This window comes from Sphingobium sp. GW456-12-10-14-TSB1 (assembly GCF_059424385.1).
Genome location: NZ_JBWKZI010000001.1, coordinates 1,090,518 through 1,104,927, shown reverse-complemented (window position 1 = coordinate 1,104,927; position 14,410 = coordinate 1,090,518). Strand labels below are relative to the sequence as shown.

Sequence of the window (14,410 nt, the reverse complement as noted above, 5' to 3'; positions counted from 1 at the left end):
GGATCGTGAAACCGCGATCCGGGCGCTTTTTTGTCTGCGCCAATTGTTGTTCCCTGACGATAGGACAAACTGTCCAACCCCGCACGCGCTGGCGCTCGAAATGCTGGCTGCCACATCCCCTTGAAAGCCGAAAAGCCCGAACCATATCAAGCGCGTCTGGCCGCCGCATGGGGCCAGACATGGTATTGCCGAACGCCGGTTTCGGGTTCGGCAGGTTCATTTTGCTCTTTGGGAGATTATGACGATGCGTAACTTTGACCTGACCCCCTATCGCCGCTCGACCGTTGGGTTCGACCGCCTGTTCGACCTGATCGAAAATAATGCGCGTTTGAGCCAGGGCGACAATTATCCGCCCTTCAACATCGAACGGCTATCGGAAGATCGCTATCGCGTGACGCTGGCCGTTGCAGGCTTCCGTCCTGAAGAGATCGACATCACCGCGCAGCAGAATCTGCTTCAGGTTGTCGGTCGCAAGGATGAAGGCTCACCAGCCGACCGGTCCAAATTCCTGCATGTCGGCATCGCCAATCGCAGCTTCGAGCGGCGGTTCGAACTGGCCGATTTCGTGCGCGTGGAAAAGGCGGACCTGGCCGATGGCCTGCTGGTGATCGACCTGTTGCGCGAAGTACCCGAAGCGATGAAGCCCAAGAAGATTGCCATCAATGGCGGTCAGCTTGTGGAAATCACCGCGAAGGATCGCGACGCGGCCTGATAGGCACGTCGGGGCGCAGCCTGATTGGGGCTGCGCCCTTTTTATATCTCGACCTGACTGCCCAGTTCGACCACCCGATTGGTCGGAAGACGGAAGAATTCCATCGCGCTTTCCGCGTTGCGCAGCATCCAGGCGAAGATTTTTTCCCGCCACAGCGGCATGCCGGGCTTGGACGACGGCAGCAGCGTCTGTCGTGCCAGGAAGAAGCTGGTGTCCATCATCTTGAACGCCTGACCGCATCCCGCGACATTCTTGAGCGCGGCGGGGACATCGGGTTCCTGCATGAAGCCATATTGCAGCACCATGCGGAAGAAGCCCCGGCCCAGATCCTCAAGCTTGCAGCGGCCGTCATCCTCCACGACCGGTACGTCACGGATCTTCACCGTCAGCAGGATCACGCGTTCGTGCAGCACCTTGTTATGCTTCAGATTATGCAGCAGCGCATGGGGCACACCGTCGGGTGTCGACGTCATGAATACCGCGGTGCCGGGAACGCGGACCGCGCTGTTGGCGGCGGAGGCGACGAATACCGGGATCGGCATGGCCGCTTCACGCAAGCGATCCTGCACCAGCCGCCGACCGCGCGACCAGGTGGTCAGCAACGTGAAGATGATGAAGCCGATCAGCAGCGGGAACCAGCCGCCGTCCGGCACCTTGGTCAGGTTGGCGGCAAGATAGGCGCCATCGACGATGTAGAACACCGCAAGCACCGGCGCGGCATAATACCATTTCCATTGCCACAGGCGATAGAGCACCACTGTCAGCAGCACATTGTCTATGAACATCGCGCCTGTGACCGCGATGCCATAGGCCGCAGTCAGGTTGGACGATGTCTTGAAGGTCAGGACCAGCAGGATGACCATGACCATCAAGCCCCAATTGACGAGCGGGATGTAGATCTGGCCTGCGGTTGCGGCGCTGGTGTGGGCGATGCGCAGGCGGGGCATGAAGCCCAGCTGGATCGCCTGCTGCGTGACGGAGAACGCGCCCGAAATGACAGCCTGCGACGCGATGATCGCGGCCATGGTAGCCAGTACGATCAGCGGCAACTGTCCCCATTGCGGCGCGAGATTGTAGAAGGGGCTGTGCAGCGCGGCGGCGCCTTCGCGGAACAGCAGCGCGCCCTGCCCCATATAGTTGAGCATCAGGGCGGGCAGGACGAAGGCCAGCCAGGAGACGCGGATCGGGTTGCGACCGAAATGCCCCATATCGGCATAGAGCGCTTCGGCACCGGTCACCGCGAGAACGACCGATCCCAGTGCGAGGAAGGCGGGCAGAGGATCGGTGACGAAAAACATCACCGCCCAATAGGGGTTGAAGGCGAACAGGATGCCGGGCGTCTTGATGATGGAGAGGATGCCAAGGCTTCCGATCGACACGAAATAGAGCAGCATGATCGGGCCGAACAGCGCGGCGACCTTGTTGGTGCCAAGCCCCTGTATCCAGAACAGACCAAGCAGGATCAGGATGACGACCGGCAGGACGGCGGGCGCCAGTGCGGGGTTGTAAACCGCAAGCCCTTCCACCGCCGAAAGCACGGACACGGCCGGGGTGATCATCGAGTCGCCATAGAAGAGCGCTGTCGCAAATACGCCCAGCAGCACGATGCCGCGCGACCAGCGCTGCGTCTTGGTCTGGCCATTGATCAGCGCCAGCAGGGCCAGGCTGCCGCCTTCGCCCTTATTGTCCGCGCGCATGATGATGCTGACATATTTTAGCGTCACCACCAGCATCATCGACCAGAACATCAGGCTGATGACGCCCAATATATGGTCGGGGTCGAGATCGAGATGGTGATGCCCGGCAAAGGTTTCGCGGAAAGCGTAGAGCGGGCTGGTGCCGATGTCACCAAACACGATGCCGATCGCGCCGACGACGAGTTTGACCGTCGCTTTTTGCCGGGAATGGCCGTGGCCGCCGTCATGATCGTCCGCAGGGGACGATGGCGCGGTATTGGGAAGAAGATCAGCCACGAAGGAAAAGCCGAATTGTCATGCTCTGTTCGACACCTGTCCAAGGGCAATCAGGGAAATGCCGCCACCCCACAAACCGCCGCGCCCTATCACGGCTCCCAAGGCCGCGCAATGCGGCCTGAGGGGTGATCATGGGCTGACCGGCCCATTACCGGACAGCAGCGAGTCGATACGCGCGATATTGGCGTCCAGTTCCGTCCTGATCGCACTGCCCGGCGGCGTGGCTGCGGCGAGTGGCGCCCAAAGGTCGCGCGCCGCCTGCAACTGGCCATTGCGGGCAAGCGCAAGACCGTAGAAATAGCGGGGCGCCAGCCCGTCCGGGTCGAGCGCAAGGGCGCGCCGATACGCAAAGTCCGCGCCCGGTGACACGACGCCATCGGCGTGGGCGACCAGTGCGTTGCCAAGACCAAGCCAGAGGTTGGGATCATTGGGCGTCTGGCGCAGTCCTGCAAGCAGGATATTGGCCGATTCCTTCGTCTTGCCCTGACGCCCCAGGCCATCGGACATGACCAGCCATTGCCCGGCGGGACCATAACGTTCCGCCAGGCCGCGCCTTTGCTCAGCCAGCTTCTCGTCAAAGGGCGCGTCAATCTGTTTGACCGTTCGCGGCGCGCCGGCAAGGCCGGGATTGCCCTGCCAGGCATAGCCCGCCAGACCAAGCAACAGCGCGGCGGCCGTGATTTCGCGCGCCGATCGCGGGATGCGACCTACCAGCAGCATCGCGACGAAGGCCAGGGCGGCCAGCCCGAAGGCCAGGAACCATCCGGTCATGCCCGTCCCTTTCGCTTGATTCGGCCACGCAGGAGGAGGAGGCCCAGTCCCAGCAACACCAGTGGCGCGGCCCAGAGCGGCCAGAGGATCGGCGCGGCTGTGGGTTCATAGCTCACCCAGTCGCCATAGCGGGTGATCAGCCAGGCGCGGATCGCTTCGGGCTGTTCGCCCGCCATGATGCGTTCGCGGATCTGGGACCGCATGTCGCCCGCCATGCTGGCATTGCTGTCGGCGATCGACTGGCTCTGGCAGGTCAGGCAGCGGATGGTCTCCATCAGCGCCTTGGCTTTGCGCTCCAGCGCCGGGTCGGCGATCTGCTGATTGGCATAGGGCGCGGGCGGGAGCGCGGTCTGCGCGGCCAGCGGCGCGGCGATCAGCGCGAAGAGCAGGACCAGATACTTCATTGCGCGCTCCTCAGCCGGTCGAGGATCATCGGCACATCGTCGGCGCGGATCTCGCCGATATGCTGATAGGCGATGCGGCCCTTGCCATCGATGACGAAGGTTTCGGGAACACCCGACGAACCCAGCGCGATCTGGACTTCGCTGCGCGCGTCCAGGCCGATGCGGGCATAGGGGTTGCCGTTGCGCTGGAGGAAAGCGTCGACATCGGCGCGGGCGTCGCGGATGGCGATGGCGTCGATCTGCACGCCTGCTGCCCGCAACGCTTCGAGTTGGGGCGCTTCGGCCGCGCAGGGGACACACCAGCTGGCGAAAATGTTGAGCAGGCGCGGCTGTCCGGCGGCAAGCTGGCCGCTCGCGAGCGGCGGCCGATCGCTGGCGGCGGCAGGCAGGTTGAAGGCCGGGAGCGGCTGACCCACGAGGCGGGAGTGGATGATGCGATCGTCAGGCTGGAACAGGCCGCTGGCGAACAGGGCGATGAAGCCCAGGAACAGGACGAGCGGGAGCCAGATGAGCCATTTCCTCATGCCGCCGCCCTCGTCCGCCATTTCATCAGCCAGCCGCGACGCTCCCGGCCGAGCAGCGCCAGCGCGCCGCCCAGCGCTATCATGATGCCGCCAAGCCAGATCAGCGTGACAAAGGGCTTCCACCAGATGCGCAGCTGCCACCGGCCGCCCTCCACCTCTTCGCCCAGCACGACGTAAAGCTGGCCGTCCCAACGGGTGAGCAGCGCAGCTTCGCTGGTGGTGGTCGGCGGAGAGGCGAAGAAGCGGGACTGGGGATGAATGGTGACCGGCGCGCCGTTCCGGCTGACGTCCATATCGGCTTGGAGCGCGGTCCAGTTGTCGCCGGCAAGGGGCTGGATCTGAAGCAGGCGAATCTGCCAGCCAGCCGTTTCGATCGTGTCACCGGGACGGGCGGCGACCAGCTTTTCAACGGTGAAGGCGGAATCGCTGGCCATGCCGCCCAGGCTGACGGCGCAGCCCAGATGGGCGATGACCATGCCATAGGTGAAGAGCGGCGTGCGGCGCAGATTGCGTTTCCACAAGGGCGCGAGGCTGGCGACGCCGACCGATCCGGCGACGACGAGGCCAAGGAAAGGCAGGATGCCGATGCGGCCCCAGGCCAAAACCGACACCAAGCTGAACAATAGCAACGCAATGCAAAGTGGGCCCAGCAAACGTTTGCTAACAGCCTTTGCCTGGTCGCGCCGCCAGCGGACCAACGGGCCGACAGCCATGGCGATCATCAGCGCCAGCGCGATGGGGCCGGCGATCCGGTCGAAATAAGGGGCGCCGACGGAGACTTTGTGGCCGAACGCTTCGGTCATCAGCGGATAGAGGGTGCCGATCAGGACCAGCCCCAATATGACGGTTAGCAGCAGATTGTTGACGACCAGCAGGGTTTCGCGGCTGACCAGTTCAAAGGGCGCGCCTTCGCGGACAGCGCCGATGCGCCAGCCGAACAGGGCCAGCGCGCCGCCGATATAAAGGGCGAGCAGGCCGAGGATGAAACTGCCCCGTTCCGGGTCCACGGCGAAGGCATGGACACTGGTAAGGATGCCCGATCGTACGAGGAAGGTGCCGACCATCGACATGGAGAAGGCAACGACTGCCAGCATCACCGTCCAGGCGCGCAGTGCGTCGCGCGTCGCCAGCACGGTCACGCTGTGGAGCAAGGCCGTCGCAGCGAGCCAGGGCATGAGCGAGGCGTTTTCGACCGGGTCCCAGAACCACCAGCCGCCCCAGCCAAGCTCATAATAGGCCCAATAGCTGCCCGCCGTGATGCCCAGCGTCAGCAATATCCACGCGCCCAGCACCCATGGCCGCATGGCGCGGGCAAAAGCGGCGTCGACCTGCCGCGTCAGCAGCGCGCCGACGGCGAAGGAAAAGGCGACGGAGAGGCCGACATAGCCCAGATAGAGCGTGGGCGGATGGAAGGCGAGGCCGGGGTCTTGCAGCAGGGGGTTAAGCCCCTGCCCGTCCGCTGGCGCTGGCGAAATCCGGGCGAAGGGATTGGATGAGAAAAGCAGGAAGGCATAAAAGCCGAGGCTGATCGCCGCCTGGCCGCCCAGGGTCGCCATGTGGGTGTCGCGCCGCAACGCGCGCTCGAACAGGGCAACCGCCGCCCCCGCCACGCCCATGACCGTGACCCAGAGCAGCATCGAGCCTTCATGGTTGCCCCATGTCCCGGCAAATTTGTAGAGCCAGGGCTTGGCCGAATGGCTGTTGGTGGCGACAAGCAGCACCGACATATCCGAGCGCATGAACAGGGTGATCAGCAGCGCAAAGGCGATCGCGGTCAGGACACCCTGCGCCACGGCGGCAGGACGGACGGCTGCGAGCAGGTCGGGCTTGTCGCCCTTAAGGCCAACGAGGGCCAGGACAAGCTGAAGCAGCGCAAGGGACGCGGCGAGCCAGAGCGCGGCGAGACCGGTTTCGGCGATCATGCGGCCTGCCCCCTGATCATGGGCGTTCCGTCATGATCCGCGGTGTGGCGCATTCTCACTTTTCCACCTGCAATTCATGGGTGGTTTCATTGTAGCTCATGCCTTCCAGTTCGCGGGGCATATAGCGTTCGTCATGCTTGGCGAGCAGGTTGGTGGCGATGAAAGTGCCCTTGTCGTCGAACGATCCTTCGGCGACGACGCCGCTGCCTTCCTTGAACAGGTCAGGCGCGATGCCGCTGAATGTCGCAGGGACGGTGGCATTGCCGTCCGTGACGTCGAAGGACATGGTGACGCCATCGGGCGCGCGTTTCAGGCTGCCTTTCACGACCATGCCGCCCAGGCGAATCGCCTTGCCCGGTTCGACACCCTTGGCCTTCACATCGCCCGGCGCGTAGAAATAGGCGGCTTCATCCTTAAGCGCGGACGCCGCCAGCAGGCCCGCGCCGACCAGCGCGACCAGCGCAACGAGCGCGAGGATGAGGCGTTGATGCTTGGCCTTCATGACCGGCCCGCCAGCGTTTCGGCCTGCGCCTCTGCGCGCTGCATCGCGCGCCAGCTCATCAGGCTGACCACCGCTGTTCCCAGCAGGGTCACCGCATAGGCAGCGGCGACGAAGATCCATTGGTGCATGGGGCTATCCTCTCGCAAGGCGCTGCATGCGCGCCTCGACCTTATTCTGTGCCAGTATCGCGCGCATCCGCATCAGCACGATTGCGCCGAACCAGAGGGAAAAGCCCAGCACCGTCAGGCCCAGCGGCCACAGCAAGGCCATGTCGATGCTGGAGCCGCGCAGGGTGATGGACGGTCCCTGGTGCAGGCTGTTCCACCAGACGACGGAGCGGTTGATGATCGGGATGTTGATCGCGCCGACCAGCCCGAAGATGGCGGTCACGTTGCTGACACCGCCCTGCCCCGCCCCCTGGCGCGCGCTGGCGTTGGCCAGCGCGATATAGCCGAGGTAGAGGAATAGCAGGACCAGCATCGATGTCATGCGCCCATCCCATTCCCACCATGTTCCCCAGGTCGGACGCCCCCATATCGATCCGGTGGCAAGACAGATGGCAGTGAACAGAGCACCCGGCGCGGCGATGGCGCGACCGGCAACGGCGGCAAGTGGATGCCGCCAGACCAGCTGCATCAGCGCCGCCACAGCGATGCCGGTCCAACCGGCCATCCCCAGCCAGGCGGGGGGCACATGGATGTAGAGGATTCGCACCGTCTGCCCCTGAAGATAGTCGGCTGGCGTCACAAACAGGCCGCAGGCGCAGCCCGCCAGCAGCAGAGCAAGGCCGGTCCAGAACAGCCAGCCGGTGAGCGGACGGGCGATCTTTAGAAAGCGGGCAGGATTGGCGAAACGATGCATCAGGGCTGCGTCTTTAGCCGTGCGGGGACGGCATGGCCAGTAGGGCTTTTTGCCGATGGACGGGCCGATGGAAGGAGAGGTGAGATTGGATGTGGCCGGTGCCGGGACGATATTGACATCGCTTGCTGCCTTCGCCGATAGCTTGGCGCATCGGGCCAACACGGACGCCCGGTCAGACGGGGTACGTCCAAGTCCGTTCCCTTCGCCGTGCCTGCGGCGTCAGGAGCGCTTATATGACCGACCCGATGGATACCACCCGACCGCCGCCGATCAGTCTGGTCGCCTTGTTCCTCAAATTCCTACGTTTTGGCGCGCTCGCCTTTGGCGGGCCGGTTGCGCAGATTGCGATGGTGCGCCAGGCGCTGGTCGAGGAAGAGCGCTGGATCGCGCCTGCACGCTTCAACCGGTTGCTGGCGGTGTTGCAGGTGTTGCCCGGACCCGAAGCGCATGAACTGTGCGTCCATTTGGGCATGATGGCGCGCGGACGCATCGGCGGATTGCTGGCAGGGCTGGGATTCATGCTGCCGGGTCTGGCGCTGATGATGATTGCGGGCTGGCTGTATATCGGCTGGATCGCCGGGCATGTCGGGCTGACCGGTGTGCTGCTCGGCGTGCAGATCGTCGTGCTGGCGGTGATTGCGCGCGCGGTGGTGCGGATCGGCCAGCATATTATCGAGGACCGTTTGCTGGCGGGCATAGCCGTGGTGGCGCTGATCGCGACGCTGATGGCGGTGCCATTCTGGATCATCCTGCTGACCGGGGGACTGGCCTATGCGGCGGCGGAGCGGTCCGTTGTGGCGGTGCTGGTGCTGCTGGTGCCGATAGTGGGCGTGATGATCGTGCAGTATTTCGTGGGAACTACGGGTGCGGCCGGGCCGATCGTCACCCACGCGCCAGCGACGCTGGCGATGCTGTTCATTGCCGGGCTGAAAGGCGGACTGCTGACCTTTGGCGGCGCCTATACGGCGATCCCCTATGTGCGTGCCGACACGGTCGGGCGCGGGTGGATCAGCGATTCTGCCTTTCTGGACGGGATAGCTCTGGCAGGGGTGCTGCCTGCGCCGCTGGTGATCTTCGCGACCTTTGTGGGCTATGTCGCGGGCGGGCCGCTGGGCGCGCTCGCCGTGACGGCGGGCATGTTCCTGCCAGCCTTTGCCTTCTCGATGCTCTTCTTCGAGCGGTTGGAGGCGGTGGTCGCCCATCCGACATTGCATCGGCTGCTGACCGGCGTGGCGGCGGTGGTGGTGGGAATCATCGCGGCGACCTTTGCCCAACTGGCGCTGGCGACGGCTGCGCGCGTGGACAATATGCTGATCGTTGCGGTGCTATTCGCACTTGCCCTGGCGGTCGCCTGGCGGGTCAAAGGGGCCTGGGTGACGCCCGCCATATTGGCTGGCGGAGCGGCGGCTGGCTGGCTGATTTCGCTCTGATGGCAACGCCCGGCCAGGCCGTTTCGCCCCACCGGGGTGGGTAAAGGAACGGCCCGGCACGCTTTTTTGTTACAGGAGGGCGACAAAGCGGACGAGAGTGACTATATGCGCGCCAAAGCCCGGCCCTTGGCGTCGGGCAGGAACGGCTATGGACCCGCTCACACCCATGATCACGACCAACCCTTTCGACGACGACAAGTTGCGCGAAGAATGCGGCATTTTCGGCGTTTCTGGCGCTGACACGGCCTCTGCTATCGTCGCGCTCGGCCTCCATGCGCTTCAGCATCGGGGGCAGGAAGCCGCAGGCATCACCAGCTGGGACGGGCATGATTTCCATACCCACAGGGCCATGGGCCATGTCGCGGGCAATTTCGACCGGGACGAGGTGATTCGCGGCCTGCCGGGCGGTTCGGCCTGCGGCCATGTGCGCTATTCAACCACTGGCGAAACATCGCTGCGCAACGTCCAGCCGCTCTATGCGGAACTGAATTCTGGCGGATTCGCGGTTGCCCATAATGGCAATATCTCCAACGCCATGAAGGTGCGGCGCGAGCTGATTCGGCGCGGCTCGATCTTTCAGTCGACGTCCGACACCGAAGTCATCATCCATCTGGTCGCGACGTCCAGCTATCGCACCCTGCTCGACAAGTTCATCGATGCGCTGAAGCAGGTCGAGGGCGCCTATTCGCTGATCGTCATGACGCCTGAAGGCATGATCGCCTGCCGCGATCCGCTGGGCATCCGACCGCTGGTCATGGGGAAGCTGGGCGACACCATCATGTTCGCGTCCGAAACCGTGGCGTTCGATGTGGTGGGCGCTGAATATATCCGCTCGATCGATCCAGGCGAACTGGTGATCGTCACCAATTCGGGCGAGATACGATCACACCGCCCCTTTGGCGAAGTGCATCCGCGCCCCTGCATTTTTGAGCATGTCTATTTCAGCCGACCCGATTCGATCGTCGATGGCTCCAGCGTCTATTCGGTCCGCAAGGCGATCGGCGCGCAGCTGGCGATCGAAAACCCGGTCGAGGCGGATTATGTGATCCCCGTGCCGGACAGCGGCGTTCCCGCCGCCATCGGCTATGCGCAGGAATCGGGCATACCGTTCGAACTGGGCATCATCCGGTCCCACTATATCGGCCGCACCTTCATCCAGCCGGGCGACAAGGTCCGCCATCTGGGCGTGAAGCTGAAGCACAACGCCAACCGGGCGCTGATCGAGGGCAAGAAGATCGTGCTGATCGACGATTCGATCGTGCGCGGGACGACATCGCTCAAGATCGTGCAGATGATGCGCGAGGCAGGCGCGGCCGAGGTGCATATGCGGATCGCCTCTCCGCCGACCAAACATAGCTGCTTCTACGGCGTGGATACGCCCGAACGCACCAAGTTGCTGGCGCACAAGCTGGACGTGGGCGGGATGCAGGATTTCATCCATGCCGACAGCCTGTCCTTCATCTCGATCGATGGCCTGTACAAGGCGCTGGGCGAAGCCAAACGCGCGGACGGGCGGCCGCAATATTGCGATGCCTGCTTCACCGGCGACTATCCCACGACCCTGACCGATCAGGACGATGTGGTGGTCACCAACCAGCTGGAATTGCTGGCCGAGCGGGTCGCCTGAACGCTCGGTCGGGCGAACCTGTAATCTATTGCCGCATGTAAAAGGAATTCCGGCGTTCGCTGGAATATGGGGACATATGACTGATACGCTTCCTCTTTCTGGCAAGCTGGCGCTTGTAACCGGGGCCAGTCGCGGCATCGGAGCAGCGACGGCCAAGGCGCTGGCGGTGGCGGGCGCGCATGTCGTGCTGACCGCGCGGACCACCGGGGGTCTGGAAGAGGTGGAGGATGCGATCCACAAGGCGGGCGGCCACGCGACGATCGCGCCGCTGGACCTGATCGACGGGGAAAGCATCGGGCGGCTGGCCCAGGCGATTGCCGGGCGTTGGGACGCGCTGGACATATTGGTGCTGAACGCGGCGACGCTGGGATCGCTGGCCGCAGTGCCCGCGATCGACGCCAAGGAATTTGCGCGACTGCTGACGCTCAATATCGCCGCGCCGCAAGCATTGATCGCGGCGTTCGACCGGATGTTGCGGGCGAGCAAGGATGCGCGAGTGGTGGCGCTGACATCATCGGTCGCAACGCCCCGTGCCTATTGGGGCGCCTATGGCGCGTCCAAGGCCGCGCTGGAGACGCTGGTAGGAGCTTATGGCGAGGAGATGAAGAATATCTCCGCCATCCGCACGCATATCGTCGATCCGGCTGCGACCCGCACGGCGATGCGCGCGCGGGCATTTCCCGGTGAAGATCCTGCGACGGTCAAGGAACCGGAAGTGGCGGCTGACGCTATTGTCGATCTGGTGGTGGCGGACACGCCGACCGGGCATCGGGTGCGGATCGAGCGCTGAGGCGTCAGGCGGGCTTGACCAGCGTGACCTGGGCCACGTCTATGCCCCGGCCACGAAAACCGCCTTCGCAATACATCAGATAATAGCGCCACAAGGCCACGAAATGCTGGTCGAAACTGGCGGGCAGCCGGCCTTCGTCGATGACGCGGTCGAACCGTTCGCGCCACCGGCGCAGCGTTTCGGCATAGTCGAGGCCGAAGCGCTCCACATCCTGCCAGACAAAGCCCTGCTGCTCCGCCAGAGCGCGGAAGCGGCTTTCGGAGAGCAGCATGCCGCCGGGGAAAATATAGGTCTGGATGAAGTCGGCGCTTCGCGCATAGCCATCGAAGATCGCGTCATCGATCAGGATATACTGGATCGCCGCGCGACCGCCCGCTTTGAGCAGGCGATGGATGGCGGCGAGATAGTCGGGCCAATAGCGCTGGCCGACCGCCTCCACCATTTCGACGCTGGCGATGGCGTCATATTGCCCCTGCGCGTCGCGATAGTCGGTCAGGCAAATCTCCGCACCCGACCCCAGGCGATCGCGGGCATAATCGGCCTGTTCCGTCGACAAGGTTAGGCCGGTGTAGCGGACCGCATGGCGTTCCATCGCCTGCTCCGCCAACCCGCCCCAGCCGCAGCCAATTTCCAGCAGCGACGCGCCATCGGCGAGGTCCAGCCGATCGAGGATCGCGTCGACCTTGCGACGCTGCGCCTGTTCCAGGGTTTCGATCCGGCTGTCAGGACCAGCGAACAAGGCACTGGAATAATGCATATTCTGGTCGAGCCAGAGGCGGTAGAAATCATTGCCCAGGTCGTAGTGGAAGGCGATATTGTGGCGCGATCCGCGACGACTGTTGCGACGTGCCCAATGCGCCAAGCGCCCGGCCCAGCGGGCGGGGCCGCGTGGCCGGGCAGCCTTGCCCAGCGCCACCGCATTCGCCATGAACAGCGCGAAGAGCGGCACCGGGTCGGGACTGGTCCATTCGCCCGCCGCCCAGGCGCGATACCAACCGGACGAACCACCCGTCGCCAGTCGCAACAGCGCGCGCCAGTGCAACAGGTGCACCGTGCATTCCGGCCCCGGCGCGCGTCCGCCCAACAGCCTGCGCGTGCCATCCGGCAGGGTGGCGTCGATCGCCCCCTGCTCCAGCCCCTGGTCGATACGATCGAGCAGGCGGTGAAATTGCGGGCCGATCATGCGGGCGAACGCACTGACGGCCCCCGATCGCGGCGGACGCCGTACGGACAGGGGGCGCTTGCCGCGCCGGGGATCGATCGCATTCATGACGTCAATCTTGCATCAAGCCGGGCCGGGCTGCAATCATCCCTTAACGTCGCGATAGGCGGCCAGCGCGCGTTCGCGGCCTTCGCGATGGCCGACAATCTTTGCCGGATAGGCCGGGGGACGGACGCCATGGGCGTCGGGGTCATGAATATGGGTGTCTGACAGGTCGGCAAGTTCCGGCACCCATTGGCGAATATAGGCAGCCGCGTCGAACTTTTCCGATTGGACCAGCGGGGCCATGATGCGGACGAACATATTGGCATCCACCCCGCTGCCCGCCACCCATTGCCAGTTGACACTGTTGTTGGCGTAGCTGGCATCGACCAGCGTATCCAAGAACCAGCGCGCACCGTGACGCCAGTCGATCAGCAGATGCTTGATCAGGAAGCTCGCCGCAATCATGCGGACGCGGTTATGCATCCAGCCCGTCGCCCAAAGCTGGCGCATCCCGGCGTCGACAATCGGATAGCCTGTACAGCCGCGCTGCCAAGCAGTGAAATCACGTTTCGCCTGTCTCAGGTCGCGCCAGGGCAGCGCGTCGAAATCCGCGCGGGCGTTGGCGGAGCCATAGTCGGGCCGCTCAACGATCTGGTTATGTGCATAATCGCGCCAGATCAGTTCCTTGAGGAAGGTTGTTGTTCCTTCATCCGAACCTGTCAGGCGATGCCAGACCGTGGCCGGGGAGATTTCCCCGAAATGAAGGTGGGGCGAAAGGCGGGACGTCCCCTCGATCGAGGGCAGATTGCGGCCGGTGGCATAGTCAGGCGCTTCATCGGCGAAGCTTTCCAGATTGGCCTGCGCGCCGGCCTCTCCCGGCGTCCAGTCCTTTGAAAAGCCGGTCGCCCAGTCTGGGCTGGTCGGCAGCAGCGCCCAGTCGTCCAGCGAATCGCTCGTCGGCCAGGATGATGGCGCGGGAATATCGTCCGGGGCGGGGCAAGGCGCAGGCGGGGGCATGTGGGTCATCACCGCGCGGGCGAAAGGCGTATAGATGCGATAGATGCCCCCTCCCCCTGTCCGTACCGCACCGGGCGGCAGGAGCAGGCCGCCATCATGAAGGTGCAGGTCCACTTGCCTGCCGACCGCCTTTTCCGCGTTGCGCCACCAGGGTTCATAGTGGTGGAGCGCATATACGCTGTCGGCGCCCGCCTGCTTTGCGACCTGCGGTATGATGTCCGCCGATTTGCCCTGCCGCAGAATGAGGCGTGATCCTTTCGCGCGGAGGCTTTCGTCCAGCCGCGACAGGCTGTGGTGCAGCCACCAGCGCGCCGCGCCGCCCATTGCCCAATGGCGCGGCGTGTCATCGTCTAGGATATAGAGAGGGATCACCGGCCCTGCCTGGACAGCGGCGACCAGCGCAGCCTGATCCGACAGGCGAAGATCCTGGCGGAGCCAGAGCAGGACGGGTTTGGTCATCATCCTGCAATGCAGCCGGATCATGCCGGTTCCAAGCGACCTATAAAGCATCTTGCCAAGGCAGGCCGCCATATTTGTGGCGACCAAATCCATCGCGTTGCGATTCGATCAATGGACGGATGCAGCCATGCCGCCTATCCTTGGCGGGAGAAACAGGAAAAAGTCGGCGGCTCCGGGAGGTATGTCGCGGTCGAAATAGCGTAATCAGGGG

Annotated in this window: 14 protein-coding genes; 4 read left to right on the top strand and 10 right to left on the bottom strand. The window is 64.1% G+C overall.

The window, feature by feature from the left end; all coding sequences use genetic code 11:
• Positions 1–238: 238 nt before the first annotated feature.
• Positions 239–712, top strand: coding sequence for an Hsp20 family protein (locus AC07X9_RS05410; protein ID WP_019052074.1), 474 nt, complete (start codon positions 239–241; stop codon positions 710–712).
• Between the two features lie 41 nt (positions 713–753).
• Here AC07X9_RS05410 and AC07X9_RS05405 read toward each other — a convergent pair whose 3' ends face one another.
• The 8 genes from AC07X9_RS05405 to ccmC form a co-directional block, all read right to left on the bottom strand.
• The gene (locus tag AC07X9_RS05405) at positions 754–2,685 is read right to left on the bottom strand and encodes a potassium transporter Kup (protein WP_017184477.1); all 1,932 of its coding nucleotides are present in this window, start codon (positions 2,683–2,685) and stop codon (positions 754–756) included.
• A 129-nt stretch (positions 2,686–2,814) separates the two neighbouring features.
• The gene (locus AC07X9_RS05400; protein ID WP_017184478.1) at positions 2,815–3,456 is read right to left on the bottom strand and encodes a tetratricopeptide repeat protein; all 642 of its coding nucleotides are present in this window, start codon (positions 3,454–3,456) and stop codon (positions 2,815–2,817) included.
• On the bottom strand, positions 3,453–3,860 hold the full coding sequence (locus tag AC07X9_RS05395; RefSeq protein WP_017184479.1) for a cytochrome c-type biogenesis protein: 408 nt from the start codon (positions 3,858–3,860) through the stop codon (positions 3,453–3,455). The genes AC07X9_RS05400 and AC07X9_RS05395 overlap by 4 nt, the downstream gene beginning before the upstream one ends.
• On the bottom strand, positions 3,857–4,384 hold the full coding sequence (locus AC07X9_RS05390) for a redoxin family protein (protein WP_017184480.1): 528 nt from the start codon (positions 4,382–4,384) through the stop codon (positions 3,857–3,859). Before AC07X9_RS05390 ends, AC07X9_RS05395 begins: the two co-directional genes overlap by 4 nt.
• Positions 4,381–6,306: a heme lyase CcmF/NrfE family subunit gene (locus tag AC07X9_RS05385; RefSeq protein WP_017184481.1), complete on the bottom strand. Its 1,926-nt coding sequence runs from the start codon at positions 6,304–6,306 to the stop codon at positions 4,381–4,383. The genes AC07X9_RS05390 and AC07X9_RS05385 overlap by 4 nt, the downstream gene beginning before the upstream one ends.
• A 55-nt stretch (positions 6,307–6,361) precedes the next feature.
• On the bottom strand, positions 6,362–6,808 hold the full coding sequence (ccmE, locus tag AC07X9_RS05380; RefSeq protein ID WP_017184482.1) for a cytochrome c maturation protein CcmE: 447 nt from the start codon (positions 6,806–6,808) through the stop codon (positions 6,362–6,364).
• Entirely contained in the window at positions 6,805–6,936 is a 132-nt protein-coding gene (locus AC07X9_RS05375) for a hypothetical protein (protein ID WP_017184483.1), read from the bottom strand. The genes ccmE and AC07X9_RS05375 overlap by 4 nt, the downstream gene beginning before the upstream one ends.
• Before the next feature lie 4 nt (positions 6,937–6,940).
• Positions 6,941–7,669, bottom strand: a complete 729-nt coding sequence (gene ccmC / locus AC07X9_RS05370; protein ID WP_017184484.1) for a heme ABC transporter permease CcmC — start codon at positions 7,667–7,669, stop codon at positions 6,941–6,943.
• A gap of 233 nt (positions 7,670–7,902) precedes the next feature.
• Between ccmC and chrA the strand changes: the two genes are divergently transcribed.
• From chrA to AC07X9_RS05355, 3 genes are all read left to right on the top strand, one after another.
• Complete coding sequence (chrA, locus tag AC07X9_RS05365) at positions 7,903–9,099, top strand: chromate efflux transporter (RefSeq protein ID WP_086485639.1); 1,197 nt, start codon at positions 7,903–7,905, stop codon at positions 9,097–9,099.
• 148 nt (positions 9,100–9,247) lie between these two features.
• Positions 9,248–10,726: an amidophosphoribosyltransferase gene (gene purF, locus AC07X9_RS05360; RefSeq protein WP_019052066.1), complete on the top strand. Its 1,479-nt coding sequence runs from the start codon at positions 9,248–9,250 to the stop codon at positions 10,724–10,726.
• Between the two features lie 76 nt (positions 10,727–10,802).
• Positions 10,803–11,516, top strand: coding sequence for an SDR family NAD(P)-dependent oxidoreductase (locus tag AC07X9_RS05355; RefSeq protein ID WP_017182904.1), 714 nt, complete (start codon positions 10,803–10,805; stop codon positions 11,514–11,516).
• Positions 11,517–11,520: 4 nt separating this feature from the next.
• On the opposite strand, the gene AC07X9_RS05350 is transcribed toward AC07X9_RS05355, so the two are convergent.
• Together AC07X9_RS05350 and AC07X9_RS05345 are read right to left on the bottom strand one after the other, a co-directional pair.
• Complete coding sequence (locus AC07X9_RS05350; RefSeq protein WP_017182905.1) at positions 11,521–12,786, bottom strand: SAM-dependent methyltransferase; 1,266 nt, start codon at positions 12,784–12,786, stop codon at positions 11,521–11,523.
• A gap of 36 nt (positions 12,787–12,822) precedes the next feature.
• Positions 12,823–14,199, bottom strand: a complete 1,377-nt coding sequence (locus AC07X9_RS05345; RefSeq protein WP_026002346.1) for a cryptochrome/photolyase family protein — start codon at positions 14,197–14,199, stop codon at positions 12,823–12,825.
• Between the last annotated feature and the right edge of the window lie 211 nt (positions 14,200–14,410).

Bases quoted from the DNA above. Each gene is read 5' to 3' on its own strand.
- AC07X9_RS05410 (WP_019052074.1), top strand. From the start codon at position 239: ATGACGATGCGTAACTTTGACCTGACCCCCTATCGCCGCTCGACCGTT.
- AC07X9_RS05400 (WP_017184478.1), bottom strand. From the start codon at position 3,456: ATGACCGGATGGTTCCTGGCCTTCGGGCTGGCCGCCCTGGCCTTCGTC.
- AC07X9_RS05395 (WP_017184479.1), bottom strand. From the start codon at position 3,860: ATGAAGTATCTGGTCCTGCTCTTCGCGCTGATCGCCGCGCCGCTGGCC.
- AC07X9_RS05390 (WP_017184480.1), bottom strand. From the start codon at position 4,384: ATGAGGAAATGGCTCATCTGGCTCCCGCTCGTCCTGTTCCTGGGCTTC.
- AC07X9_RS05385 (WP_017184481.1), bottom strand. From the start codon at position 6,306: ATGATCGCCGAAACCGGTCTCGCCGCGCTCTGGCTCGCCGCGTCCCTT.
- ccmE (WP_017184482.1), bottom strand. From the start codon at position 6,808: ATGAAGGCCAAGCATCAACGCCTCATCCTCGCGCTCGTTGCGCTGGTC.
- AC07X9_RS05375 (WP_017184483.1), bottom strand. From the start codon at position 6,936: ATGCACCAATGGATCTTCGTCGCCGCTGCCTATGCGGTGACCCTGCTG.
- ccmC (WP_017184484.1), bottom strand. From the start codon at position 7,669: ATGCATCGTTTCGCCAATCCTGCCCGCTTTCTAAAGATCGCCCGTCCG.
- chrA (WP_086485639.1), top strand. From the start codon at position 7,903: ATGACCGACCCGATGGATACCACCCGACCGCCGCCGATCAGTCTGGTC.
- purF (WP_019052066.1), top strand. From the start codon at position 9,248: ATGGACCCGCTCACACCCATGATCACGACCAACCCTTTCGACGACGAC.
- AC07X9_RS05355 (WP_017182904.1), top strand. From the start codon at position 10,803: ATGACTGATACGCTTCCTCTTTCTGGCAAGCTGGCGCTTGTAACCGGG.
- AC07X9_RS05350 (WP_017182905.1), bottom strand. From the start codon at position 12,786: ATGAATGCGATCGATCCCCGGCGCGGCAAGCGCCCCCTGTCCGTACGG.
- AC07X9_RS05345 (WP_026002346.1), bottom strand. From the start codon at position 14,199: ATGACCAAACCCGTCCTGCTCTGGCTCCGCCAGGATCTTCGCCTGTCG.